The organism is Desulforhopalus singaporensis (assembly GCF_900104445.1).
In the GTDB taxonomy this organism is placed as follows: domain Bacteria; phylum Desulfobacterota; class Desulfobulbia; order Desulfobulbales; family Desulfocapsaceae; genus Desulforhopalus_A; species Desulforhopalus_A singaporensis.
Map to the genome: position 1 here is coordinate 1 of NZ_FNJI01000091.1, position 2940 is coordinate 2940.

Sequence of the window (2940 nt, forward strand, 5' to 3'; positions counted from 1 at the left end):
TGTTTTACGATGCGTTGGTTACCATGGATCATGAGGGTTACCTCCTTATGTTTTGATGTTTGGTTGGCACCTATATCAAAACTGGTAACCCTCACCTTTTCAAGTGAAGTGTCTGATCAAATCGGAACTATCTCAGATCATATGGAGAATTTTTTTAATGACATTTTCTGGGCGAGCACAAATTGAACCGTGCTGTAATTGTCAGCAAGAGTAAGTTTGGAGCTGCGTTTAACATTGCAATCGAGTGATCCAGACAAACAAACCCATTTATGTAGGCTTGGCAGGGTAGATTACGCTATAATTATGCCTGCAGAAAGTGTTTGATCGTATCTGCCGGTGTGTTGAGCAATTCGGCCATCGTAACGGCGGTGATCAAAGCGCGGGCGGCATTGGCACCAACGGTTTCCCTGGTGCAGGCATAGGTGGTGGTGGTGCTCAGGCGACCGTCCGATAACTGGCTGTCATGAATGACATGGGGGGCCTGTCGGGCCGCAGCCATGGTGCTGACAAAGGGATCGTCGCCGATCCAGAGTAATCTTTCCGGCGGCAGGCAGGCTGAGATGTGGTCGATACCTTCGGTAATGGCAGGGTAATCCAGATGCGGGTCAGCCTCCACACCGCTGACGATGAGCCAGTCGGGGACAGCAATATTCAGCAGGGTCTCAGCATCATTGCGGGAGCGGATGCCGTATTCAAATATAAGTATATCGGCCTCCTCTCTTCCCAAGATCGCCTGTTTGGCCAGGTGCAGAGGAAAGAGAAGCTTGGCCTTGACGGTTTTCGGGTTTTTCAGGCATAAGATGGAGAGCGGCAGGCCCACTTCGGTATTATAGGAGAGCAAGGTTCCCCGGGTCTTGTTCACTGAGCCGAGCAACTCAATCAAGGTCCTTTTTATTGTCGTTTTTCCCTTGATACCGGTAATGCCGATGACCAGAGCCGAATTCCGCTTCAGATAGTGGCGGCTGGCATGGGCTAGCAGCAAGCGCGCACCTCTGCCAACCATTGTGTGGCCGGGTTGTTTTGAAGTTGGTTCTTGGGGATTTTTTACAGGGATTGTCTTATGCTGCCTTTGCCTGGGGTGGACCTTAAAAAAATACCCCTCAAGTCGGTCAAAACCTTTCTCCAGGTCCTCCATCTCCCGGCCAAAGTTAATACGAAGGTGTGATTCTCCTGAAGGGCCAAAGGCAACGCCGGGCACGGTCGCTACCCCAACTTTATCGAGAATGTCATAGGCTAACCTATGGCTGTCCTCACTGTATTTGACAATGTCCTTGATGCGGGGAAAGACAAAATAGGTTGCCTTGGGTACCTGGTAATCCATGACCTGGGACAGTTCGTCCAGCCGGGTGATGCAGTAGTTACGACGTTTTTTGAACTCGGTGCGGAATTCCTCGAGAAAATCAGCGCCGAACCGCAGGGCGCCGATCGCCGCGTATTGGGACGGCACCGGGGCGCAGGTTACCATGGCATCGTGAAATTTGACGATGCGGCTGATTCGCTGTTTATCGGCGTGGACAAAGCCCACCCGCCAGCCAGTCATGGCGTATGCTTTGGAAAACGAGCAGGCTCGGATAATTCTCTCCCGGGCTTCCGGGATCTGGGTGGCTGAGAAATGGGGCTCATCCACATAATAGAAGTCTTTGTATACCTCGTCGATGAGGATGGTCAGGTTGTGCCGTTCGCAGATTTGGACCAGCTGTTCGGTCTTTTCTCGGGAGAAGAGGGTGCCTGTCGGATTGTTGGGACTGCAGTAGAGGAGCAGTTTGGTCTTTTTGGTGATCCCCTGTTCAATTTTTTCCACCTGAAAATCGAAATTATTATCCTCGTCCAACTCAACATATTTCGGTACGCAACCGGCAATAGATACTGCTCCCAGATAGGAGGTGTAGGAGGGGCTGGGCAGCAATACCTCATCGCCCGGCGAAGTGAAGGCCAGCAGGGTGGCGGTAATACCTTCGATTGAGCCAGCAGTGACAAGGATTTCACGTTCCGGGTCATACGACAGCCCGTCTGCTTCCAGTGACAGGGCTATTTCCTCTCGTAATTCGGTGAGGCCGGTGGTCAGTGAATACTTGTCGCAGAGACCGGCGGCGATTTTTTCCTGGGCAAAGCGGATGACTCGGCGTGGTGTGCGAAAGCTTGGAATTCCCTGGGCCAGGGAGACAACGTTTGGCACACGTGAGGCTGCCAACTCCATGGCTTTAATAGGTGACAGCTTAAATTGTTCGGAAGGGGGTGTCTTGGGCAAAAAGCTCATGGGCAATACCAACGTTGGGGTGATGGATTCATATAGTATCTTGTTATTGCAAACAAGTTACAGTGTAACGAACTATCATAATAATTATCACACAATCGGTCAGGAGGTCCAAGCCAACCCTCATCTTATGTCTGATAGAAAACTCTCACACTAAACCGAAAAAGAAGTGTTGTCTTCATTGAATCGTAGCTCTCACTGGTCAGTAGAAGGATAATAGGCGAAGAAGCTGTCTCTGGGCAAGGTCAAGCTTTTTTACAAACCAAAAAAAAATGAGATGCACCCAGGGGCAAAGAGGAAGTCTCGGCGACGATTTCACCATATTTCTGTTAATGACCTGCTTTGATAATATTTTTATCATGATATACAAGTTTCTGCATAAACCCAAGCCTAGTCAATCGAGCGTAGCACGTTGATATGGGACCATGGCCGATCTTCTTTCGTCGGCCAGGGTTGGCTATTTTCTTTCGGGGGGATTACCCCGGCTATCAGATTTTATAAAAATATTTCTTCCCGAATTTCTGGCTACCTTTGTGACTGGAATAAACACTAGCTGGCGGAAAAACTCGAGATCTGGCAATCCAACAGAGGGCCAGCTATTCCCGTTTTAGCGACTTATTCGCCAAAGACGCAACTCTTCATGAGGTATCAGAGGTTGTCATGATGAATTTTAAAGGAGCAAGGCT

The 2940-nt window shown here is 49.7% G+C and carries 2 protein-coding genes; one reads left to right on the plus strand and one right to left on the minus strand.

Features of this window, described 5'->3' with window-relative positions:
• Positions 1 to 186, plus strand: a 186-nt coding sequence (locus BLQ17_RS23030) for a hypothetical protein (protein WP_218121885.1), incomplete at its 5' end; no start/stop codon positions are given.
• Between the two features lie 115 nt (positions 187 to 301).
• On the opposite strand, the gene BLQ17_RS21760 is transcribed toward BLQ17_RS23030, so the two are convergent.
• Positions 302 to 2176, minus strand: a complete 1875-nt coding sequence (locus tag BLQ17_RS21760; RefSeq protein ID WP_176761399.1) for an aminotransferase class I/II-fold pyridoxal phosphate-dependent enzyme — start codon at positions 2174 to 2176, stop codon at positions 302 to 304.
• Between the last annotated feature and the right edge of the window lie 764 nt (positions 2177 to 2940).